Annotated in this window: 4 protein-coding genes (2 of these 4 cut by a window edge); all 4 read left to right on the top strand. The window is 74.9% G+C overall.

Annotation, left to right across the window (positions count from 1 at the left end; all coding sequences use genetic code 11):
* Tightly spaced (each overlapping or abutting the next), the 4 genes in view from ACTIF1_RS12710 to ACTIF1_RS12725 form a layout consistent with a single transcriptional unit that may run on beyond the window.
* Positions 1–1,711: the 3' end of an SDR family NAD(P)-dependent oxidoreductase gene (locus tag ACTIF1_RS12710; protein WP_439596797.1), read on the top strand. The gene continues 7,022 nt to the left of window position 1, outside the view; only the last 1,711 of its 8,733 coding nucleotides appear in the window; the start codon falls outside the window, past its left edge; the stop codon is at positions 1,709–1,711.
* Positions 1,708–15,342 carry an SDR family NAD(P)-dependent oxidoreductase gene (locus ACTIF1_RS12715; protein ID WP_439596798.1) on the top strand — a complete coding sequence of 4,545 codons (13,635 nt, stop codon included), beginning with the start codon at positions 1,708–1,710 and terminating at the stop codon, positions 15,340–15,342. The genes ACTIF1_RS12710 and ACTIF1_RS12715 overlap by 4 nt, the downstream gene beginning before the upstream one ends.
* Positions 15,339–19,001, top strand: coding sequence for a MupA/Atu3671 family FMN-dependent luciferase-like monooxygenase (locus ACTIF1_RS12720; RefSeq protein ID WP_439596799.1), 3,663 nt, complete (start codon positions 15,339–15,341; stop codon positions 18,999–19,001). The genes ACTIF1_RS12715 and ACTIF1_RS12720 overlap by 4 nt, the downstream gene beginning before the upstream one ends.
* A protein-coding gene (locus ACTIF1_RS12725; RefSeq protein WP_439596800.1) for an SDR family NAD(P)-dependent oxidoreductase crosses the window boundary here: on the top strand, positions 18,998–24,391 show its 5' portion. Its footprint extends 9,501 nt past the window's final position; the window shows 5,394 of its 14,895 coding nt (coding positions 1–5,394); it begins with the start codon at positions 18,998–19,000; its stop codon lies beyond the right edge, outside the window. The genes ACTIF1_RS12720 and ACTIF1_RS12725 overlap by 4 nt, the downstream gene beginning before the upstream one ends.

Raw genomic sequence — 24,391 nt, forward strand, 5'->3', positions numbered from 1 at the left:
CAGCGAAAGCACGGGACCGGCGCCCATCGCGGTCATCGGCTGGTCCGGCCGCTTTCCGGGTGCGGGCGATATCGAAACCCTTTGGCGGAACATGCGCGACGGCGTGGACAGCGTCGGGCCGGTGCCGGCCAGCCGCTGGAACCATGCGGCGCTGCGCGCCCCGCAGCCGCTCTGCCCCGATGGCGGGTTCCTCGAGGACATCGAATCCTTCGACCCGCTCTTCTTCGGCCTGTCCCCCGCCGAGGCCACGGCCATCGACCCGCAGCAGCGCCTGTTCCTGCAGGCCGCCTGGCATGCGCTGGAGGATGCGGGCCATGGCCCCGCATCACTCTCCGGCCGCACCTGCGGTGTCTTCGCCGGCACCGTGGCGGGCGATTACGAGGCGCGGCTGGCGCAGGCCGGGCGCGCGCCGGATGCGCGCAGCTTCACGGGCAATGCGGCCTCCATGCTCGCGGCGCGCATCGCCTATCGGCTCGATCTGCACGGGCCCTGCCTGTCGGTGGATACCGCCTGCTCCTCCTCCCTCGTCGCGCTGCACCTGGCGGCGGAGAGCCTGCGGCGCGGCGAATGCGACCTCGCCCTGGCCGGCGGCGTGGCGGTGATGACGACGCCGGAATTCTACCTGGCCGCCACCCAGGCCGGCATGCTCTCCCCCACCGGGCGCTGCCGCACGCTGGATGCGGCGGCGGATGGCTTCGTGCCGGCGGAGGCGGTGGCCTGCCTCGTGCTGAAGCGCCTGCCGGATGCGCTGCGCGATGGCGACGAGGTGCGCGGCGTGATTCTCGCCAGCGGCGTGAACCAGGATGGCGCCAGCAACGGCATCACCGCACCCAACGGCGCCGCGCAGGCGGCGCTGCTGCGGGAGGTCTGGAGCCGTGCCGGCATCGCGCCCGCCGATCTCGGCTATGTCGAGCTGCATGGCACCGGCACGCGGCTCGGCGACCCGGTGGAACTCGGCGCGCTGCACGAGGCTTTCGGGGATGTCGCGCCCGCGCGCTGCGCTGTGGGCTCGGCGAAGGCGAATCTGGGCCATACGCTGGCGGCCGCGGGCGTGGTCGGGCTGATCCGCGCGCTGCTGGTGCTGCGGCACGGCGTGGTGCCGCCTGCGGTCAACTTCGCGCAGGCCAATCCGCTGCTGCCGCTGGGCGCGGATTCGCCCTTTGTGGTGCCACGCGCCGCGCAGCCGCTGGGTGGGCGCCTGGCCGCCGTCTCCGCCTTCGGCTTCAGCGGCACCAATGCGCATGCCGTGCTGGCGCCGCCGCCGCCGCGCGCCGCACCGGACCGCGCGCCGCGTGCGGATCACCTCGCGGTGCTGTCTGCGGAAACGGCGGAGGCGCTGGTGCAGCGGCGGGTGGATCTCGCGGCCTGGATCGCCGAGCATCCCGAGGCGGAAATTGCCGATATCTGCGCGACCCTCGCCCTCGGCCGCACGCATCACCGTGCGCATCGCGCCGCCTATGTCGTGGCGGATACGGCGGCGCTGCGTGACGCGCTGGCCCGTGAAGAGAACCTGGCCACGACGCCGGAGGCGCGCGCCTATCTCGTGGGCGATGCGCCGGATTGGCTTGCGCTGCACCCGCCCGGCAGCTTCGCGCGCCTTGCCCTGCCGCCCTATCCCTTTGCGCGCCGGCGCTGCTGGCCCGATGACGCGCCCCAGAGCAGGCTGTTCGACTCCGTCATGGCGGATCTCGCGGCAGAGGGCGGTGCATGAGCCTGCCCGATCCCGCCCCGCTGCTCGATCGCTATGCCACGGCGCTGCTGCGCGCCATGGTGCTGCCCGTGCCCGCACCGCGCCATGCGCGCCTGGCCGCGGCGCTGCGGCGCCATGCGCGGGAGGAAGCCGGGCCGCCGCCGGCGGAACGCGCGGCGCTGTTGCAGGCGGCCCCGGGCCTCGCGCCGCACCTCGCGCTGCTCGAGGCCTGCGCCGCGGCGCTGCCGGATGTGCTGGCGGGCCGCGTGGCGGCGACGGATGTGCTGTTCCCGGGCGGCGCCACGCATCTGGTCGAGGGGCTGTACCGCCGGAATCCCTGGGCGGATCGCTTCAACACGGTGCTGGCCCGCGCCACGGCGCGCGCGGCGGCAGCTTCCAAGGGGTTGCGGGTGATGGAGGTGGGTGCCGGCACGGGTGGCGCCTCCGCCGCCGTGCTGGCGGCGCTGGATGGCATGCCGGGGCAGGTGGCGCGCTACCTCTATACCGATGTCTCGCCCGGCTTCCTGGTGCATGGCCGCGCAAACTTCGGCGCTGGCCGCCCCTGGCTGGATTTCGCACGATTCGACCTGGAGGCGGAGCCGGAGGCGCAGGGATTCGCGCCCGAGAGCTTCGACGTGCTGCTCGCCTCCAACGTCGTGCACGCCACGCGCTGCATCGCGGACAGCCTGGCGCGGCTGCGCCGGCTGCTGCGGCCGGGCGGGCTGCTGCTGCTGAACGAGCTGACCCAGGCCGGCGCCTTCGCCAGCATGACCTTCGGCCTGCTCGACGGCTGGTGGGTTTTCGGGGATGCCGAGGCGCGGCTGCCCGACGCGCCGCTGCTCTCCCTGCCGCAATGGCGCGCGGCGCTGGTCGAGGCGGGCTTTGGCGCCCCTGGCGCCGTGGGGCTTGGGGCGGATCCGCAAGACTCGTTTCAATGCGTGCTGGTGGCGGAGGCGGCGGGGCAGGCCGCGCCGCGGCGCCAGGCGGCGGTGTCGGCCGCGGACGATGTGGAGACACGACTCACCGCCCTGCTGGCCACGGCGCTGGGTCTCGCGCCGCAGGAAATCGCGCGCGACCGTCCCTTCGGCGAATACGGCGTCGATTCCATCGTCGCGCCACAGCTCGCCGCCGCGGCCAATGCGGCCTTCGGCTGCAGCCTCGCCCCCACCGATATCTTTGCCCATGCGACGCTGGCCGCGCTGGCGCGGCATGTCTCTGCCAGTACGCGCGTCGCGGCGCCCGTCACGACGCCGGCCGAGCCTGCCGCCCATCCGCGCGATATCGCCGTCATCGGCCTGTCCTGCCGCTTCCCCGGCGCGCCCGATGCGCACAGCTTCTGGGACCTGCTACGCGCGGGCCGTAGCGCCATCCGCCCGGTGCCGCCGGAGCGTTTCGCGCTCTCCGAAAAACTGCCCGCCGCCTGGGGCGGGTTTCTCGACGACCACGACGCCTTCGACCCCGAGCTCTTCAACATGACCTGGCGCGAGGCGGCGGCGATGAGCCCGCAGCAGCGCGTCTTCCTCGAAGCCGCCTGGCATGCGCTGGAGGATGCGGGCTATGGCGCCCGCGCGCTGGATGGCCTGTCCTGCGGCGTCTTCTGCGGCGTCGCGCATCGGGATCACGGCAGCACCGAAGGCGGGGAGAGCCTGCCGGCGCTCGGCAACTCGGTGGCGATCCTCAGCGCGCGAATCTCCTATCTGCTGAATCTGCGCGGGCCGTCGCTGCCGGTGGATACCGCCTGTTCCTCCTCGCTCGTCGCGATCCATCTCGCCTGCCAGAGCCTGCTGGCGAGCGATGCGGAGATGGCGCTGGCCGGCGGCGTCTCCGTGTTGCTGACGGATGACCGGCTGCATCTGTTCCTGCGCGATGCGGGCATGGCCTCCCCCACCGGCGCCTGCCGCGCCTTCGATGCCGGTGCCGATGGCTTCGTGCCCGGCGAGGGCGTGGGCGTGGTGGTGCTGAAGCCGCTGGCCAAGGCGCTGGCGGCGGGGGATCGGGTGCTGGGCGTGATCCGCGCCTCCGGCATCAACCAGGATGGCCGCACCAGCGGCATCACCGCCCCCTCCGGCCCGGCGCAGACGGCGCTGCAGCGCGCCGTCTGGGAACGCGCCGGCATTGCGCCCCAAAGCATCGGGCTGGTGGAAGCGCATGGCACCGGCACGCCGCTGGGCGATCCGATCGAATGGCGCGCCCTGGCCGAGGCCTTCGGGCCGGGCATGCCGGCGGGCGGCACGGCGATCGGCTCGGTGAAGACCAATATCGGCCATGCGCTGACGGCGGCCGGCGTCGCCGGTTTCATCAAGGCGCTGCTGGCGCTGCAGCACGAGACCATCCCGCCGAGCCTGCATTTTGCCGAGGCCAACCCGCAGCTGCCGCAGCCCTCGGCCTTCCGCGTGCCGGTGGCGGCGGAGCCCTGGCCGCGTGGGGCCGCAACACCGCGCCGCGCCACCGTCTCCTCCTTCGGCTTCAGCGGCACCAATGCGCATCTGGTGCTGGAGGAAGCGCCGCCGCGGCCCGAGAGCGCGCCGGTGGAGGGCGACTTCGCCTTCCTGCTCTCCGCCCGTAGCGCGGAGGCGCTGGCGGCGCGCATCGCCGATCTGCAGCTTTGGATCGCTGCCAACCCGCAGGCCGCGCCGCGCGACCTCGCCTTCACCCTGGCCGCCGGCCGCAGCCATTTTGCGCATCGGCTGGCCGTGGTGGCGCGGGACCTGGCCGGCCTCGGCGCGGCGCTTGCCACCGCCGTGCCGGTGGAGGCGGAGGGGTCCGCGGCGGCGGAGGCGGCGCTGGCGGCGCTGCCGGGCACCGCCTCGGCGCAGCAGGTGGCGGCAGTCTATCGGCAGGGCGCGGATGGCGACTGGGCGCGGCTGTTCCCGGGGCCGCTGCCCCGGCGCCTCGGCCTGCCGGGCTATCCCTTCGCGCGGCTGCGCTTCGATGCGCAGGGCCTGGTGCAGGCGCCGGTGCTGGTGAGCCTGGATCCGGCCGCCTGGCCCATGGCGGACCACCTGCTGCATGGCCGCCCGCTGCTGCCGGCGGCCGCCATCCTGGACCTGGCGCTGCGCGCGGCACCGGGCCAGGCGCTTGCCGATCTGCGCCTGGCCGCGCCCGCCTTCGCCGCGCCCGGTCAGGCGGCGCGGCTGGAGCGGCGCGGCGCGGGTTTGGCGCTGGTCGGGCCGGATGGCGTGCTGCATGCGGAGTTCCGCGCCCTGCCGGCGGCGCCGCTGCTGGCGGGCGAGACGCCGGCGCGGATCGCGGCGCGGCTCGGCCCTGTGCAGCCCGGCGCCGCGCTCTATGCGCGCTTCGCCGCCACGGGCTTCGCCTATGGCCCCGGACTGCGCGCCATCCAGCACTTGCAGGCCGGGCCGGAGGAGGTTCTGGCGCGGCTCGCGGTGCCGCAGGCCGCGCCGGCGGGTGACTGGCTTGCGCATCCCGCGCTGCTGGACGGCGCCATGCAGGCGGCGATCGGACTGGCCGGGGATGGCCCGCTGCCGGAGGGCGTGGTGCCCATGGGCCTGGCGCGGCTGACCCTGGCGCGGCGCCTGCCCGCCGACTGCTGGGCGCATATCCGCCGCCGCCCGGGCGTGGAGGGCGGGGTGCAGCGCCTGGATATCGCGCTGCTGGATACGGATGGCGCGGTGCTGGCGCGGCTGGAGGATCTGGCGCTGCGGGTGCACCAGGCGGCGCCGGCGGTGCATTTCGCGGTGCCGCGCGGCGCGGCGGCGGTGCCGGGGCCGCCGCGGCTGCCGGATCTCGTGCTCGGCGATGCCGCGCTGTGGCAGGCGCTGGGCGGCCGGCCGGTGCTGGCGACGCCGGAGGAGGTTTCGGCCCTGGGCTGGCCCGCGCTGCTGGCGCGGCTGCCGGCCTCGCCCGCGCGCATCTGGCACGCGGCATCGGGCGAGGCCGGCTTCCTCTCCCTCGCCGCGCTGACCCGCGCCCTGCTGGCGGCGCCCGGCGCGATGCCGCGAGAGGTGCTGCACATCCATGACGGCGCGCCGGAAGGCGCCATGGCGGAGGGCCTGGGCCGGGCCCTGGCGCAGGAGAGTGGCGCGCTGCGCCTCGGCAGCTTCGCCGCGCCCGCCGGGGCGGCGCCGGCCGCATGGGTGCCGCGCGCCCTGGCGCTGGGCGAGGTCACGCGCGGCTGGGATTTTGTGCCCGCCCCCGGCCGCACGCGGCTGCGGCGCGGCGGCGTCTATGTCCTGGCCGGCGGCGCGGGCGGCATCGGGCGGCTGCTGGCGCGGCACCTGGTGCAGGCCTGGCAGGCGAGGGTGATCGTGCTTGGCCGCTCCGCGCGGGATGCGGTGGCGGAGGGCGTGGAGCTGCACCTGCGGGCCGATCTGACCGATGCCGCCGCCGTGGCGGCGGCGCTGGATCGAGGGCGGGAAAAATTCGGGCCGATCCACGGCGTGGTGCAGGCGGCGGGGGTGCAGCGGGACGGGCTGTTCCGCAATCTGGCGGAGTCCGATCTGCGCGCCGTGCTGGCGCCGAAGCTGGCCGGCACGCGGGCGCTGGATGCGGCGACGCGGCAGGACCCGCTCGATTTCTTCGCGCTGTTTTCCTCCCTCGCCGGGTCCTTCGGCGCGCCGGGACAGGCGGCCTATGCGGCGGCGAATGCCTTTCTGGATGCCTTCGCGCAGCAGCGTCAGGGGCCGGGCGCCACGGTCTCCATCGGCTGGCCCTATTGGGCGGAAGGCGGCATGTCCGTGACGGCGGAGGAGGCGGCTCGCCGCGCCGCGGCCACCGGCATTGCGCCGCTGGAAACCGCGGCCGGTCTCGCGGCCTTCGAGGCTGCGCTGGGCTTCGATCATTCGCATGTCCTGGTGCTGCCAGGGGATCGCGCGGCCATTGCGCGCTTCCTGCAAGCGGCGCCGCCGGCCCCTGTCGCGCCCGCGCAGCCGGCCGATGCCACGCCCATGCTGGACCGCGTCACCGCCATCTTCGCCGAGGCCGCCGGCATGCCGCCCGATCGGCTCCGCCCGGATCGTGCCTTCGAGGACTACGGCATCGATTCCATCCTGGTCACCAAGCTGACGGCGAAGCTGGAGCAGGCACTGGGCACGCGGCTTCCCTCGACGCTCCTCTTTGATCACCGCACGCTGCGCAGCCTGGCCGCGGCGCTGTCGGCGCAGCCCGGCCTGCAGCCCGCACCGCAGCCGGTGCCGGTGGCGCGGCCGCAGGATATCGCCATCATCGGCATGGCCGGGCGTTTTCCGGACTCCGACACGCTCGACGAGTTCTGGCAGAATCTGCGCGCGGGGCGGGAGGTGATCCGCGAGATTCCCGGTGAGCGCTGGGACGCGGCGCGCAGCGGCGGCGCAACGCAGGGCGGCTTCCTGCGGCAGGTGGATCGCTTCGACCCGCTCTCCTTCGGCATCTCCCCCGCCGAGGCGGCGCGCATGGATCCGCAGGAGCGGCTGTTCCTGGAGATATGCTGGGAGGCGATGGAGGATGCGGGCCATACCCGCGCCAGCCTCGCCGGCGCCGCGCGCCAGGGCGGCGTCTTCGTCGGCGTGATGTATGGCGATTATGCGCTGCGCGTCGCGGACCAGCATGCGCAGGGCAATCCCGTCTCCGGTGCCGCGCCCTACTGGTCCATCGCCAATCGCGTTTCCTATGCGCTGGATCTGCGCGGCCCCTCGGTGGCGCTGGATACCGCCTGCTCCGCCTCCCTCACCGCCATCCACCTGGCCTGCCGGGCGCTGGTCGATGGCGAATGCGCGGTGGCCATCGCGGGCGGCGTGAACCTGGCGCTGCATCCGCTGAAATTCGTCGGCCTGCGCGCCGGTGGCTTTGCCGCCAGCGACGGCCGCTGCCGCAGTTTTGCGGAAGGCGGCGATGGCTATGTGCCGAGCGAGGGGGTGGGCGCCGTCGTCCTGAAGCCGCTGGCCCAGGCGCTGGCGGATGGCGATGTGGTGCATGCCGTGATCCGCGGCAGCGCCGTGGCGCATGGCGGTCGCACCAATGGCTTTACCGTGCCCAGCCCCGCGCGACAGGCCGAGGTGATTGCGGCCGCCATGGCGCGCGCGGGCGTGCAACCCGCCGAAATCTCCTTCGTCGAGGCGCATGGCACCGGCACGGCGCTGGGCGATCCGGTGGAGGTGGCGGGGCTCAGCGCCGCCTATGGCGAGGTGGTGCCCCGCGGTGGCATCGCGCTCGGCTCGATCAAGGCCACCATGGGGCATATGGAGGCGGCGGCGGGTGTTGCCGGCCTGCTGAAGCTGGTGCTGCAACTGCGGCACCGCTTCCTGCCGCCGATGCCGCGCTTCGAGGGGCCCAATCGCAAGATCGATTTCCCGGCGTCCCCCTTCCGGTTGCAGCATGCGGGCGAGCCCTGGGCGGGCGCGGCACCCTTGCGCGCGGGGCTGAGCGGCTTCGGTGCCGGCGGGTCCAATGCGCATCTGGTGCTGGAGGAGGCGCCGATCCGCGCCGCCTTGCCGATGCGCGAAGGCCCCGCGCTGCTGGTGCTCTCGGCCCGCACGCTGCCGCAGCTGCGCGCCACGGCGGCGCGGCTGGCTTCGGCGCTGCCGGGCTGCGGCCATGCCCTGGCCGATATCGCCGCGACGCTGCAATGGGGGCGGGAGACGCTGCCCCAGCGCCTCGCCTTCGTGGCGGAGGATCTCTCCGAAGCCGCCGCGCGGTTTTCAGAATTCGCCGAGGGCGATGCCAGCCGCGTGCTGCACGGCGTGGTGGCGGAGGATGCGCGGCCCATGCCGGTGCCGCCGGGCGCGGCGATGGAGGAACTGGCGCGCGGCTTCGTCGCGGGGGCGGACATCGCCTGGCCCGCGCCCCTCGCCCGCCGTGTCCCCCTGCCGCCGCGCGCCTTCCTCGGCACGCGGCATTGGATCGAGGAGGCCGGCGCCGCGCGCCTCTGGCGGCGGGAGGATGCGCTGGTGCGCGACCATGTCGTCGCCAGCCGCTTCCTGCTGCCCGGCGCCGCGCTGCTGCAGATGGCGCTGGAGGCGGCACCCAGAACCTCCGCGCTGGCTGATATCACCTGGCAACGCCGGGCGGAGGTGCCGGAGGCCGGGCTGGCCCTGCAACTGCGGCGGGAGGGTGACCGCTTCACCATCGCGGATGCGGCGGGCGTGCTGGCCAGCGGCCGCTTCGGCGGCGGCGGCGACCTTGCCATCCGCGGGCCGGATGGGCCGGCGCGCATGCTGGATGCCGCGCGCCTCACCGCGCGGCTGCGGGCGCTGGGGCTGGACTATGGGCCAAGCCTATCGTTGCTCGACTGGGTGGAGACGGACGGCACCGCCATCCGCGCCGCGATCCGTGCGCCCGAAAACCTGGCGGCGCTGGTGGATACCGCCTTCCAGGCACTGATCGCCCTGGCGCCGGAGGAGGCCGCCGCCGAGCTGCGGATCCCCTTCGCCCTGGCCGGGCTGTGGCGGCGCGGCGATGTGACCCAGGCGCGGCAGCTGGTCGGGCGGCGGCGCGGAGAGGTGGCGGCGGGCCACTTCGACCTGATGGCCTTGGATGAGGCCGGCCAGCCCCTGCTGTGGCTGGAGGGGTTGGCGACGCGCCCGCTGCCGGCGCCGGCCAGCCCCCGGCCGGTGCAGGCTTTCCGGCCCGTCTGGCGCGCCGTCGCGGAGCCCGCCGCGGGGGCCGTGCCGCTGCTGCTGGCGGGCGGCGGCGATGTGCCGGCCGCCCTCGCGCCTCTGCCGCGGCTCGGCGCGGAGGCGGTGCCGGAAGGCGCGCGGCTGGTCTGGCTGGCGCCCGAAACGGCCGAGGATCCGGCGGCGCCGGCGCTGGCGCTGCTCGCCGCCCTTCAGGCGCTGGACCGCGCCGGGCGGCTGCGCGCGCCGCTCGGCCTGACCGTGCTGGCCCTGGCGGATACGCCCACCGCCGCATCGCTGTTTGGCCTGGCGAAATGCGCGGCGCTGGAATGGCCGATGCTCTCCGTCGCGCTGCTGCGTGCCGATGCCGCGGCGCTTGCGGCGCCGGATGCGGTGGCACGGCTGGCGGCGGAGCCAGGCGGCAGCCCGGCGCGAGAGGTGGAATGGCAGGGCGCGGCGCGGCGCCAGCTGGTGCTGGAGGAAGCCCCGCTGGCGGAGGCGCCGCTGCCGCCGGGCGCGGTCTGGCTGGTGGTGGGCGGCACCGGCGGCATCGGCCGCGCCCTCGCCGAGCGGCTGGCGCAGCATCCGGAGGCCCGGATCGCCCTGGTGGGCCGCAGCGCGGCGGCCGAACCGCAGGGCGGGCAGATCCGCCACTTCGCCGCGGATGGGACGGATGCCACGGCCCTGCGCCGCGTGCTGGCCGAGGTGCGTGCCGCCTGGGGACGCCCGGTGGACTATGCCGTGCAGGCGGCGCTGGTGCTGCGCGACGGCGCGCTCGCGCGGATGACGGAGGCCGATTTCCGCGCCGCCTTCGCCCCCCGCGCCGCGGCGATGCTGGCGCTGGAAGCGGCCTTGGCGGAGGAGGCGGTGCCGCCGCGGGCGGTGATTCTCTTCTCCTCGGCCAATGCCCTGCCGGGCGCCGCCGGCCAGGCGAATTACGTCGCCGGCTCCAGCTTTGCCGCGGCCGTGCTGCGGCAGGGCCACCCGCCCTGGCGGCGGCTGGCGATCCATTGGGGCCTCTGGGGACAGGTGGGCGCGGTGGCGGATGCGGCGACGCAGGCGCGGCTGGCGCGGCTCGGCGTGCATCCGATCCTGCCCGAGGAAGGCTTTGCCCAGTTCGGCGCCATTCTCGCCGGCGATTCGGCGGCGGTGGTGACGGTGAAGGCGGAGCCGGCTGCACTGGCGCAGCTCGGCTTTGTGCCCGCCGAGGCGGAGGAAGCTGCGCAGCCTCTTGCACCCGCCATCGCCGCCTTCGCCGCGTTGGAGGGCTGGGGACGGCGCCGGTTGCGCGCGGTGCTGGACGGGATGGGGCTGCCGGGCGTGGCAACGCCGGCGGGCCTGGCGCGGCGCCTGCGGATCGCGCCGCGCCACGCCACCCTGTTCGGCGCGCTGCTGGACCTGCTGGCGCGGGACGGGCTGGCGCGCAACGCCGATGGGCTCTGGCGCTTCCCGCCGGCGCCGGAGGCCGGCGCACCGCCCGAGGGCCCGGGCCTCGCCGGGCCGCTGGCGCTGCTCGAGGCGGTGCTGGACCGCTACCCGGCGCTTCTGCGTGGCGAGGTGGATCCGGTGGAGGTGCTGTTTCCCGGCGCCGAGACCGCGCTGGTGGAAGGCGCCTATGCCGGCAATCCCGTGGCGGACCGGCTGAATACGCGGCTGGCCCAGGCCGTGGCGGCGGCACGGCCGCGGCGCGTGCTGGAGATCGGCGCCGGCAGCGGTGCCACCACCGCCGCGCTCTGGCCGCTGCTGCACGAGGCCGGCGCGGAGTACTGGTTCACCGACGTCTCCCGCCACTTCCTGACGCGGGCGGAGGCACGCTTCCCGGGCCTCCGCACCGCGCTCTACGACGCCGAGCGCAGCCCGGCTGAGAACGGCGTGCCGCAGGGCGCTTTTGATGCCGTGGTCGCCACCAATGTGCTGCACGCGACCCGGAACCTGGCTGCGACGCTCGCGCGCCTGGCACCGCTGCTGCGCCAGGGCGGGCTGCTGGCGGTGAATGAGGTGACCCGGCCGCAGGACTTCGCCACCATCGTATTCGGCCTGACCGAGGGCTGGTGGCGCGGCGCGGCGGAGCCCGGCCGGCTGCCCGGCACGCCGCTGGCCGATGCCGAGCGCTGGCAGGCGCTTTTTCGGGATGCCGGCCTTTCCGATGTCACGGCGGTGACGCCGGAGGAAGGCGGGCAATCGCTGATCCTGGGCCGTTTGGCACAGGTGGCGATCCCGGTCGCAGTTCCCACGCCCGTGGCGGCCGTGCCGCTGGCGGTGGAGGAGGTCGCGCCCCGGACCCTGCCACCGCGCCTCGTCGCGCTGCTGCGGGGCCATTTTGCCGAGGTGCTGAAGCTGCCGGCGACAGAGATGCGGCTGCACCAACCCTTCGATGGCTGGGGCCTCGACTCCCTGACGGCGCTGGAGATCCGCAACCGCATCGCCGCGGATTTTCCGGACGTGCCGGCGACGCTGCTGTTTGAGCAGAACACGCTGGCCCGCCTCGCGACGCATCTGCTGGAAGCGCATCCCGCCCCGGCCGCCGCTTTCCTGGACGAGGCGGCCGTCCTGCCCCTGCCGGCGCCCGCGCCGCGTGCCGAAAGCACAGGCGAGGCCATCGCCATCATCGGCTTCGCCGGCCGCTTCCCGGGCGGCGAAACTGCTGAAAAATTCTGGCAGCTGATCGAATCCGGTGGCAGCGCCATCGCACCTGTGCCGGCCAGCCGCTGGCCCGCCGAAGCCACGCCGCGCTGGGCCGGGCTGATCGAGGGCGTGGACCTCTTCGACCCGCTCTTCTTCGGCCTTTCGCCGCTGGAGGCGGAGGCGATGGATCCGCAGGAACGCCTGTTCCTGGAGACCGCCTGGGCCACGCTGGAAGCCGCGGGCACCACGCCGGCGCGGCTGGCGCGCCAGGCTGGCGGACAGGTGGGCGTCTTCGTCGGCGTGATGAACACCGGCTACCAGTGGCATGCGGCGGAGGCCTGGGCGGCGGGGCAGGGGCAGGCTGGCGCCTCCCACTTCTGGTCGATCGCCAATCGCGTCTCGCATCTGCTGGATCTCGGCGGGCCGTCGCTGGCGGTCGATACCGCCTGTTCCTCCTCCCTCACCGCCATCCACCTGGCCTGCGAGAGCCTCCGGCGCGGCGAATGCGGCGCGGCCCTTGCGGGGGGTGTGAACCTCATCCTGCATCCGCGCCAGATGGCCAATCTGGCCGCGGCGGGCATGCTGGCCTCGGGCGGCGCCTGCCGGGCCTTTGGGGCGGGCGCCGACGGCTTCGTGGATGGCGAGGGGGTGGGCGCGGTGCTGCTGAAGCCGCTGGCGGCGGCGCGGCGGGATGGCGACCGGATCGAGGGCGTGATCCTGGGCAGCGCCATCAATTCCGGCGGCCGCACCGCGGGCTTCACCGTGCCGAACCCGCAGGCCCAGGCCCGCGCCATCCGCGCCGCCCTGGCCCAGGCCGGGGTGCCGGCCGAGAGCATCAGCCTGGTGGAGGCGCATGGCACCGGCACGGCGCTCGGCGACCCGATCGAGGTGGCTGGACTTGTGGAAGGCTACGGGCGTGCCCCGCGCCAGGTCGCGCTGGGCGCATTGAAAACAAATATCGGCCATCTGGAATCCGCCGCCGGCATCGCGGGCCTGACAAAGCTGCTGCTGCAACTGCGTCATGGCCGCATCGCGCCGCATCCGCAGGCGGCCACGCCGAATCCGCTGATCGACTTTGCGGCGACTCCCTTCCGCCTGCCGGCTGCGGCGCAGGATTGGCCGCGCGTGCCGGGGGCGCCGCGCCGTGCCGGTCTCAGCTCCTTCGGCGCGGGCGGCGCCAATGCGCATCTGATCCTGGAGGAAGCGCCCATCCAGCCGCCGTTGCAGGCGGCGCCCCTGGCGGAGCTGGTGCCGCTCTCCGCCGTGGACGCGCCGGCCCTGCGCGCCCTGGCGCAGCGGCTGGGCGCGGCGCTGGAGGGTCCGCAGGACCTGGCGGCGGTGGCGCAGACGCTGCGGGTCGGCCGCGTGGCGCAGGCGGCGCGGGCGGTGCTGCTGGTGCGGGATCTGGACGGGCTGCGTGAGGGGCTGCGGGCGCTGTCGCGGGGCGAGGCGGCGCCCGGCCTGACGCTGGGCGGCGCGCCGAGCGGCACCGCGCGCCTGCTGGCGGAAACGGCGGAGGGCCAGGCGCTGCTGCGCGGCCTGTTGCGGGCGCGCGACCTGCCGGCCCTGGCGCGGCTGTGGTCGGAGGGCGCGGAGATCGACTGGCAGGGGCTGACGCCGGACCCGCCGCCCGCCCCGCTCGACCTGCCGGGCACCGCCTTCGCGCGGCAACGCCTCTGGCTGCCCCAGGGCTCGGCGGATCCTGCTGCGACGCCGCCAGCCGCGCCGGCCGCCGTCACCGGCCTGCATCTGCTGGCGCGGGGCTGGCAGGAGGTGAGGCTGCCGGAGGCCGGGCGCAGCGCCGGTCCGCTGCTGGTGCTGTCCGGCGATGCCGCCCTGGCCGGGGCGCTCGGCGCCGCCTGGCCGGGCCCCAGCCTGGTTGTGGAGACGGAGGAGGCGGCGCTGCGCCAGGTCGCGCGGCTCGACCCGCAGGGCCACCTGCCGCCGCTGGTGGTGGTGGATGCGCTGCCGGCGGAGGGGCTCCTGCCGCGCAGCCTGGCGCTGTTGCGCGCGGCGCAGCGTGGCGGCTTCGCGCATCGACTGCGCCTGCTGCGGCTGCATCGGCAGGAGGCACCGGCGCTGGAAGCCGCCTGCACGGCCCTGCTGCGCTCCGCCCTGCTCGAAGCGCCGGATGGCGCGGTGGCGAGCATCGCGGTGGAGGGTGAGGCGGATGCCGCGCGGCTCGGCGCCATCTGCCGCATCGAGGGCATGTCGGAAACGCCCTCGCCGGAAGTGCTCTGGCGCGGCGGGCGGCGCTTCCTGCCGGTGCTGGCGCCACGCCCGGCTGCGGTGGCGCCCCCGCCCTTCCAGCCTGGCGGCGCCTATCTGCTGGTCGGCGGGTTGGGCGAGGTCGGCCGCGCCCTGGCGGTCGAGGCGGCGCGGGCGGGCGCGCGCATCGGCCTGCTCGGCCGGCGGCCGGAGGCGGAGGTGGCGCCGCTGCTGGCGGCGCTGCGGGCGGAGGGTGTGGAGCTGGCCTATGCCGGCTGTGACCTGGCGGATGCGGCGGCGCTGGCGGCGGCGCTGGCCGACCTGCGCCTTCGGCTCGGCCATTTCCGCGGCGTGCTGCAACTGGCGCGGGCGGTGGAGGATGCGCCGCTGGCGGAGAAGGACGCCGCGGCGCTGGATCGCGTGCTGGCACCCAAGCTGGCGGGCACGCTGGCGCTGGATGCGGCGCTGGCGGAGGAGCCGCTGGACTGGTTCGTGCTCTGCGGTTCCCTGGCCGGCTGGTTCGGCCTGGCCGGCGGCGCGGACTACGCCGCGGCCTGCGCCTGGCAGGGCACCTTCGCGGAGGCACGCCAGGCGCAGGTGCTGCGCGGCGAAAGGCAGGGTCGCACGGTGGCGATCGCCTGGCCGCAATGGGCCTATGACCGCCACGCGACGCCGGCACGGCTGGCCGCCCTGGCGCGGCAGGGCATGGCGCCGCTGACCGCGGCTGAGGGCCTGCTGCTGATCGGCCGGGCGCTCGCGGCGGAGGGGCCGGCGCAGGTCGCGGCGGTGAAGGGGGAGGAAGCGGTGCTGGCGCAGCTCGTCACGGCCCATGGCGCCGCCGCGCAGGAAGCCGCATTGCCGCCGGGCGAGGCGATTGCGGCCGAACTCGCGGCGCTGAGCGATGCGGAGCTTTCGCGCTATCTCGAACATCTGCGCGGCGCCGTCCCGCTGCGGCCGGAGCCGGCGGTGGTGGTGCCCCTGCCGCTGCCTGCCGCCGCATCCGCGCCGCCCGCGGACGACACCGAAACCGCGCTGCGCGCCGTGCTTTCCGCCTATCTGAAGATCCCGGCGGAACGGCTGGGGGCGGAGGTGGCCTTCGCCGGCATCGGCCTCGATTCCATTCGCGCCCTGCAGGCGGCCGAGCGGCTCGGCCGGCGCTTCGGGCTGGCGCTGGACCCGACCGTGTTCTTCGAGCATCCGACGATCGGCGAACTCGCCCGCGCCCTATCCGCCCGGCTGCTGCCGGCCCGGCTGGAGGCGGGCGAATGAGCGCCGAGCGGCAGCGGCTGGAGGAGGCGGCGACGCGTCTCTGGCAGGCGCGCCAGGCGCCGGCGCTGCGGCCCGGCGCCTTCCGGGCGCGGGAGGCGGCGGTGGCGCGAAAGCGCGCGCCAGGGCAGCTCGATTTCACGCTGATGTTCTTCTCGGCCGAGGCCTCCGAGGCCCCACGGCCGGATCTCTATGCCACGCTGCTGGCCGCGGCGCGGCGTGCCGATGCATTGGGGTTTCCGGCGCTGTGGCTGCCGGAACGGCATTTCTCGCCCTTTGGCGGGCCCTATCCAGAACCTTCCGTGTTGGCGGCGGCGCTGGCCACGCAGACGCGGCGCATCCGGCTGCGCGCGGGCAGCGTGGTGCTGCCGCTGCACCACCCCGTCGCCGTCGCCGAACGCTGGGCGATGGTGGACAATCTTTCGAATGGTCGCGTCGATATCGCCTTCGGCAGCGGCTGGAACCCGCGCGACTTCGTGCTGGCGCCCGAGAATTTCGCGGAGCGCACGGCCCTGCTGCAACGGCGGGTGGAGGAGGTGCGCCGGCTGTGGCGCGGGGAGGCGGTGGAATTCGCCGGGCCCGAGGGCCAGCTGACAGCCGTGCGGCTGCTGCCGCGGCCGGTGCAGCCCGAATTGCCGGTATGGATCTCCTCCACCGGCAATCCCGAAAGTTTTGCGCGCGCGGGCGCCCTGGGTGCCAATCTGCTGACCATGCTGATCGGCACGGAGCTGGACGACCTGCCGCCCAAGATCGCGCGCTACCGCGCGGCGCGGGCGGCGGCGGGCCACGATGCCGGGCTGGTCACGCTGATGCTGCACACGCTGGTGCATGAGGATGGCGCGATGGTGCGGGAGGCGGCGCGCCTGCCCTTCCGCACCTACGTGCGCGGCGCGCTGGAAAGCCAGCGCATGGCGCATGCGGCGGGCCGGCTGCTGACGCCGGAACAGCGCGAGCAGATGACTGGCTTTGCCGCGGAACGCTACGCACGCGGCGCCGCGCTGTTCGGCACGCCGGAGGATTGCGCGCCGCTGCTGGCGCGCGTGCTGCGGGCGGGTGTGGATGAGGTGGCCTGCCTGGTGGATTTCGGCGTGCCCGAGAACCTGCTGCTGGAGGGGCTGCCGCATCTGGCACGCCTCGCCGCGCCGATGGGGGCGATGGGCGCGGCGGAGGCACCGGTGCGGGTCGCGCAGGATGCGCCGATCGCCATCATCGGCATGGCCTGCCGCTTCCCCGGCGCGCCCGATGTCGATGCCTATTGGTCCCGCATCGCCCAGGGCCGCAGCGCGCTGGCACCACCACCACCCGGCCGCGGCACGGCTTTGCCGCGCGGCGGCTTCCTCGATGACGTCGAGGGATTCGATGCCGCGCGCTTCGGCATTGCCCCGGCGGAGGCCGTGGCGATGGATCCGCATCAGCGCCTTCTGCTGGAATGCACGGATGCCGCGCTGCAGGATGCGGCGCTCGACGTCGCAAGGCTGCGCGGCAGCGACACGGGAATCTTTGCCGCCTTCTATTCCACCAGCTTTGCCGAACATGCGGCGGGGGAGGCGGATGGCGTGGCGATCACGGGCCGCGTGCCCTCGATGGCCGCGAACCGCATCTCCTACCTGTTCGACTGGTCGGGGCCGAGCGAGCGGGTGGATACCGCCTGCTCCTCCGGCCTCGTGGCCATCCACCGCGCCGCGGCGGCGCTGCGGGCGGGGGAGTGTGGCCTGGCGGTGGCGGCGGGGGTGAGCCTGCTGCTGTCCGATGCGGAATCGGCGGCGCTGGCGAAGCTCGGCATCCTCTCCCCCAGCGGCGCCTGCCGCGCCTTCGATGCGGCGGCGGAGGGGCAGGTGCGGGGCGAGGGCGTCGGCGCGCTGGTGCTGAAGCCCCTGGCCGATGCGCTGCGCGATGGCGATCCGGTGCAGGCGGTGCTGCGCGGCTCCGCCGTCAATCACGCGGGCGCGCGCAGCGGGTCGCTGACCCTGCCGGGCGTGCGGCGGCAGGCGGAGTGCATCGGCCAGGCGATCCGCGCCTCGGGTCTTTCCGCGGGCGATATCGCCTATGTCGAGGCGCATGGCGCCGGCACGCTGGCAGGCGACCTGGCGGAGGTGCGCGCGCTGGAACAGGCGATGGCCGGTCGCGCCGCGGGCAGCGTGGCGGTGGGCAGCACGAAGCCGCTGATCGGGTCGCTGGATGCGGCGGGCGGGATCGCGGCGGCGATCAAGGCGGCGCTGATGCTGCGCCACGGCACCATGCCGCCGCTGCCGCATGCGCCAAGCCCGCCCGAGACTTTCGATGGCGCCGCGAGCCCACTGCGCTTTGCCGATGCCGCCACGCCCTGGCCGGGTGGCGCGGTGCTGGTGCATGCCTATGGGCTGGGCGGCGTGAATGCGGACCTGGTGCTGGAGGCGGCGCCCGCGCCCCCGCCGCGTGCCGTGCCCTCCGCGCCCGTGACGCTGGAGGTCACGGCGCCGGATGCCGAGACGCTGCGCGCGCTGCTGGCGCGGCTGCAAGACTGGTGTGCCGGGACAACGGCAACCCTGCCCGATATCGCCGCCACCCTGGCTATCCGCCCGCGCGGCGCCTGGTGCTGGCGCAGCGCGCCGCTGGCCGATGTCGCGGCGCTGCGCGAGGCTTTGCAAAGGGCCAGGCCCGAATCGACACCCGCCGCTCCGCCACCTCCGCCGCCCGCCGAGGGACGCCGCGTGCCGATGCCCGCCACGCCGCCGCGTCGGGCGCATTTCCCGATCTTCACAAGGGCGCCCGAACAAGGCGCCGTCGCCACCTTCTACGATTTCGTCACGCGGGCGGAGGCGGTGGGCGATGACAACGTCTTCCTGACTCTCGCGCCATTCGAAAGAATCGTGCCGGGCTTCTCCTGGACGCGCTGCTTCCAGGACCCCGCGGCGAATCCGGAGCACTGGCGCCTGCTGCAACAGGCGCAGCGGGAGATGCGGGACGTGCTCTTCGCGCCCGTCGATTTCAGCCGCGTGCGGCAGGTGCTGGATTTCGGCTGCGGCCTGGCGACGGACCTGATGGCGCTGGCGGCCGCGCATCCGCATCTGCGGGCCGATGGCTGCACCATTTCCGCGGCCCAGGCCGCGGCGGGGCAGGCCCGCGTGGCGGCGCGGGGACTTTCAGGGCGCGTCGCCATCCATCACCGCGACAGCGCCGGCGATGGCTTTCCGGGCGGGCCCTACGAGCTGATCCTGGGCTTCGAGGTCGCGCATCACATCCGCGACAAGGATGCGCTGTTCCGCAATATCGCGGCGCATCTGGCGAAGCCGGATGGGCTGCTGCTGCTGGCGGATTGCGTCGCCAATACGGTCGCGCCCATCGACCTGCCGGAACTCGGCGCCTTCACCCCGGATCGCGAGAGCTATGCGGCGCTGCTGGCGCGGCATGGCCTGGCGATCCGAGACTGGATCGACGTCTCGACCGAGATCGCCAACTTCCTCGCCGATCCGGAACTGGAGACGATGCTGGGGCAGGAAGCGGTGGCGGCCCAAGGCACCGCGCGCGCCGCGTCCATGCCGCTGGCCGCCGCCGTGCAGCGATCCTGGGACGGCTTCGGCGCGGCATTGCGTGAGGGGCTGGTCTCCTACGTGCTGGTCACCGCCGCGCCGGACCCCGCCGCATCCGCCATGCAAAACCGTGCCGCCATGGAGGCTTCATGACCACGGCCTATGCCCGCCGCCTCGCGGCGCTGAAGCAGGCGACGCCCGAGCGCGGCGATGTCTTGGCGATGCTTCGCGACCTCTTGGCGCAAAGTCTCGGCGTGGCGCCGGAAGGCGTGGAGGCCACCCGGCCCTTCGCGGAGATGGGGCTCACCTCACTGCTCGCCGTGCGTTTCCTCGACCGCGTCAACCGTCATTTCGGGCTGCGGCTCGGGGTGGAGACGCTGTTTGCGCATGCCTCGCTCGCGGCGCTGGCGACGCAGATCCTGCCGCAGGCCGCCGTGGCGTCCGCCAAGGCCGAGGCCACGCGGCCCGCGGATATCGCCATCATCGGCATGTCCGGCCGCTTCCCCGGCGCGCCCGACATCGCCGCGCTGCGCGACCGGCTGGCGGCCGGCGCGCTGCTGGTCGGCGCCATGCCGGCGGATCGGCTGGCGCACTCCGTCGCGGCCCCGCCCGGCGCGCGTGCCGGCTTCCTCTCCGGCATCGACCGCTTCGATGCCGCCTTCTTCGGCATCTCGCCGCGGGAGGCCGCGGCGATGGACCCGCAGCAGCGCCTTTTCCTGGAGGAATGCTGGCTGGCGCTCGAGAATGCGGGCCTGCCGGCCGAAAGCCTGCGCGGCCGCCGCATCGGCGTCTTCGCCGGCGCGGCCAGCGCGGGGCATGAGGCGCTGGTGGCGGAGGAATCGAGCCACGGGCTGACCGGCAACCTGGTCTCGCTGCTCGCCGCGCGCATCGCCTATGCGCTGGATCTGCGCGGCCCGGCGCTGGTGGTGGATACCGCCTGCTCCGCCTCCCTCGTCGCAGTGCATCTCGCCTGCCAGGCGATCCGCAGTGGCGAGGTGGAGATGGCGCTGGCCGGTGGTGTTCGGCTGTTCCTGGATGACCGGTCCTTCGCCACCATGGGCCGCATCGGCATGCTCTCCGCCGCCGGCCGCTGCCGCAGTTTCGATGCGGCCGCGGACGGCATCGCGGTGGGAGAGGCGGCGGCGGCGGTGCTGCTGAAGCCGCTGGATCGCGCCCTGGCCGATGGCGACCGCATCGAGGCGGTGATCCGCGCCAGCGGCACCAACCAGGATGGCCGCAGCAATGGCATCACCGCGCCGAATGGCCGCGCCCAGGCGGAGCTGATCCGCGAGGTCTGGGACCGCGCCGGCATTGCGCCGGAGAGCATCGGGCTGGTGGAGGCGCATGGCACCGGCACGCCGCTCGGCGATCCCATCGAGGTCGCGGCCCTCGCCGAGGTCCTGGGCGCACGGGAAACGCCGGCCTGGCTGGGCTCCATCAAGTCGAATATCGGGCATACCTCGGAAGCGGCGGGCGTCGCGGGCCTCATCAAGGCGGTGCTCTGCCTGCGCGATGGCGTGGTGCTGCCGAGCATCGGCTACGACACGCCCAATCCGCGCGCCGGCTTCGGCACGGCACTGCGCGTGGCGGCGGAAGCCGTGCCCTGGACGGAGCCGCTGCGACGCGCGGCGGTCAGCGCCTTCGGCCTATCGGGAACCAATGCGCATGTCGTGCTGGAATCCCCGCCGGCCGAGGCGCCGCGCGGGGTGGCGGAGGGGCCCTGGCTGGTCGCGCTCTCCGCCGCCACGGCGGAGGGTCTGCCACGCATCGCCGCGCGGCTCGCCGCCTGGCTGCAACGCCAGGCTGCCCCGCGGCTGGAGGATGTCTGTCGCACGCTGATCGACGGCCGCAGCGCCATGGCCTTCCGGCATGGCTTCGTGGCCGAGGATCTGCCGGGAATTCTCGCGGCGCTGGATGCGGTCGCGGCGGCCGATGCGGTGCGGGTGCCGCGCGATGCGGCGGTGGCGCCGGCGCAGGGGCCGCTCGCGGCGCAGCTCGCGCAATGGCGCGCGGGGGCCAGTCTGGATGGCGCCGCGCTGTATCCGACCGGGCGCCGCAGCATCGCGCTGCCCGGCTATCCTTTCGTGCCGGAGGTGCATTGGGCCGCCGCGCCGCAGGGCCTGCCGCTGCGCCTCGCTCGGGAAGATCCGCTGGTGCGCGACCATCTGCTGGGCGGCGCGGCTGTTCTGCATGCCGGGCTGTTCCTCGAATTCGCGCGGCAGGAGGCGGCGCGTCTTGGTGCCTTCCGGGGCGCGTTGCACGACATCGCCTGGCTGCGGCCGGCGACCGTGCCGGAAGGCGGCGTACTGGCGCTGCAACTGACCGTCGAGGACGGCGTCTGCACCCTCTCCGCCGAGGGGGAGGCACGGCCCTTCGCGCGCGCAGGGCTGGGCGCCGCTGCCGCGGCGCCGGCGTCGGTCGATCTCGCGGCGCTGCGCGCGGCCGCCACGCGGCGCATCGCGCGCAGCGAATTGCCGGGTGGTGGCGCGGTGCAGCTCGGGGACAGCTATCCCGGATTCGAGACCCTGTGGCTGCTGCCGGATGGCGCGCTCGGCCGCCTGCCCGCGCCGCCCGATCGCTGCGGCCTGCCGCCGCGCCTGTCCGACGCGGCGATCCAGGTGGCCGTCGCGGCGCTGGCCGCGCGCGATGGTGCCTCGTCGCTGCGCTATCCGGCCAGGCTGGCGGCGCTCGAGCTGTACGGCGCCGCGCCGGTCGGCGAGGCCTGGATCCTGGCGCGACCCTGCGGCGCGGATCGCACCGACGTGCTGGTTCTGGATGCCGAGGGCGCGGTTCGCCAGCGCTGGTCCGGGCTGGAATTGCGCGAGGCGGCGGCCGCCGCGCCCAAGCTTGCGCCGCGCAGCATGGTGCCGGAATGGGTGGCGGAGACCACGCTGGCGGCGGAGCCCGCCTGGCCCGACCTGGTGCTGGGCGCGGCGCCCGGCCTGCCCCTGGCCGCGCCCTGCCTTGCGCTGGAGGATGCCGCGGGGCTGGAGGCGGCGATCGCCGCGCGCGATCCGCGCCGTACGCCCATCATCTGGCTGCTGGACACCCACCCCGCTGCGGCGCCGCAGGCCGCCTTCGCGCTGCATCGCCTGGTGCGGCTGCTGGTGCGCGCCGGTCTGGAAGGCGAAGCGGTGCAGCTGCGCATCGTCACCGGCCAGGTGCACCGCGTGACGCCGCAGGATGGCGCGCGCAACCCGATGGCGGCGGTGACGGAGGGGCTGGCCAAGGCCATCGGCGTGGAGTTTCCCGCCTGGCGCGTGGTGATCTGCGATCTCGATCCCGCGGCGCCGATCGATTGGACGCGCATCGCCAGCGAGCCGGGCGACGCGCATGGCGAAAGCATCGTGTTGCGCGGCGCGGCGCGCTTCCGCCGCGTGCTGCGCCCCGCCACCCCGCCGCAGGGCGGCGCGCTGCGGCGGGGCGGCCGCTACCTCGTGGTTGGCGGCATGGGCCGCGTCGGCCGCGTGATCTGCCGCATGCTTTTCCGCGATTTCGCAGCGGAGCTCGTCCTGGTCGGCCGCAGCCCGCTGGATGCGGAACGCCAGGGCTTCCTGGCGGAGCTGGGGGCGGGGGCGCGCTATATCGCGGCGGATATCGCCGCGCCCGGCGCGCTCGATGGGATCGGCCCGCTGGATGGCGTGGTGCAGGCGGTGGTCGATCCGATCTTCGGCCGCTGCGACCGGATGACCGAGGCGGAATTCCGGGCCGCGCTGCATCCGAAAGTCACGGGGCTGGTGAGGCTCGCGGATTGGATCGCGGCACGGCCGGAGCGGCCGCGGCTGATCGTCTTCTCCTCCATCGGCGCCTTCGCCGGCTTCCCCGGCACCGCCGGCCAGTCGGCCTATTGCGCCGCCTGCTGCTTCGAGGCGGGCTATGCGCTGCATCTGCGCGAGGCGCGGGATATCGAGGCCAGCGTCGTGCATTGGGGCCTGTGGCAGCACGCCGATCTGAACCCGGCGATGGTGACGCGCCTGGCCGCGCAGGGTGTGGCCGTGCAGGACGCGGCCGCGAGCGCACAGGCGCTGGACGGGCTGCTGGCCGCGCCGCAATCCATCCACGCGGCGCTGTCCGATGCGGTCTGGGCGGCGATGGGCGGGCCGGATGCGACGGCGCCCGCGGACCTGGCCGAGGCGGCGCGCGCGGTGGCGGTGCCGGCGGCGGCCGATCCTGATCTGCATGCGGCGATGGATGCGCATGCGCGTGCGCTGCTGGCCGAGACGCTGGCTGCCGCCGGCCTGCTGCCGGCGGCCCGCGAGCAGCGGCCGCGCTGGCCGGTCGCGCCGGCGCAGGCGCGGCTGGCGGCGGCGCTGGTCGAGATGCTGGCACGCCACGGCGTGCTGCGGGTGGAAGGCGAGACCCTGCAGGGCCTCACCGCGCCGCCGCCCGAGGCCGCAGGCGCGCGGGAGGCCGCGCTGCTGGCGCGCGACGCCTCGCCCGGCATGCAGGCGGCCCTGAATCTGCTGCGGCGCTGCGTCGCGGCGGTGCCCGAAATCCTGGCCGGCCGGCTTGCGGCGACGGAGGTGCTGTTTCCGGGCGGCAGCACCGATCTCGTCGCGCCGCTCTATGACGGGCAGCCGGCGCTGGTCGCCTGCAATGCGATGATGGCCGCCGCCGCCGTCGCCATGGCGCGCGCCCAGGCCGCGCCGCTGCGCGTGGTGGAGGTGGGCGCGGGCACGGGCGCGACCACCGCGCCGGTGCTGGCCGCACTCGCCGATGCGGGCCTCGGCTGCGAATACCAGGTGACGGATCTCTCGCCAGCGCTGCTGCGCGGCGCCCGGGCGCGTATCGGGGAGGCGCCCGGGCGGCATTACGCGCCGCTCGATATCTCCCGCCCGCCCGCCGCGCAGGGGTTTGCGGAGGGGGCGGCGGATCTGGTGCTGGCCTCCGACGTGCTGCATGCGACGCCGGATGTGGCGCAGGCGCTGCGGCATGTGGCCGCGCTGCTGCGGCCGGGCGGCGTGCTGCTGCTGAACGAGACCACGAGGGCGGAGGATGTGGCGACGCTGACCTTCGGCCTGCTGGAGGGCTGGTGGCTGGCGCGGGACGCCGAGCGCCGCCTGCCGCATGCGCCGCTGCTCTCCATCCCCGGCTGGGCCAAGGCCCTGCGCGAGACAGGCTTTGGCGCGGTGGAGGCGGTGCCCGCGCCGGGCTTTTGTGAAGCGGACGCGCCGCATGGCGTGCTGCTCGCGCGTCGCGGTCCGCGTGTGGAAACGGCAGCGCCGGTGCGCGCGCCATCCCGCGTCCCGGCGCGCGCTCTTCCGCCGCAGGGGCTCCAGGCTCTGCTGGCGGACTGCGTCGGCGCGGCGCTGGAGCTGCCGGCGGCGCGCATCGAGCCGGATGCGCCCTTCGGCGAGATCGGCGTCGATTCCATCGTCGCGCCGCAGATCGCGGAGGCGGTGAACGAACGCCTCGGCATCGCGCTGCGCTCGACGGACCTCTACAATTTCGGCTCGCTGGAGGCGCTGGCGCGGCACATCGAGGCGCGCTTTCCGGAGGTGGCGGGCCGCCTCGCCGCACCTGCGCCCGTCGCGGCGGCGCCC

The organism is Falsiroseomonas sp. (genome assembly GCF_051860665.1).
Taxonomy (GTDB): domain Bacteria; phylum Pseudomonadota; class Alphaproteobacteria; order Acetobacterales; family Acetobacteraceae; genus Falsiroseomonas.

Coding starts and splice junctions, on each gene's coding strand:
- ACTIF1_RS12715 (WP_439596798.1), top strand. CDS start 1,708: ATGAGCCTGCCCGATCCCGCCCCGCTGCTCGATCGCTATGCCACGGCG.
- ACTIF1_RS12720 (WP_439596799.1), top strand. CDS start 15,339: ATGAGCGCCGAGCGGCAGCGGCTGGAGGAGGCGGCGACGCGTCTCTGG.